Genomic DNA, 225 nt, shown 5'->3' on the forward strand with positions numbered 1-225 from the left:
CGGGGGCGGGTGTTCGTCAGCAGCGAGGGCGTCGAGGCCCCGGTCCTGCGGGTCCCCCTGCCGGCCGCGGTGCGCGACGCGGTGGAGCCGGAGGAGCCCGAGGAGCCGCGCCCCGGCCCCGCGACGGCGCCCGACGGGAGCGGCGGCCTGGGCGTGGACCTGACCGAGGTCGAGGAGGCGGACCGGCCGGAGTGGCCGTGGTTCCTCGGCGGGTTCGTCGCGCTC

General features: G+C 80.4%; 1 protein-coding gene. It reads left to right on the top strand.

Annotated elements, in window-relative coordinates:
* The coding region (locus QWY28_RS23960; RefSeq protein WP_300955394.1) for a hypothetical protein at positions 1 to 225 on the top strand (225 nt) is incomplete at both ends.

The sequence above is a fragment of the Nocardioides oceani genome (genome assembly GCF_030412965.1).
GTDB lineage: Bacteria > Actinomycetota > Actinomycetes > Propionibacteriales > Nocardioidaceae > Nocardioides > Nocardioides oceani.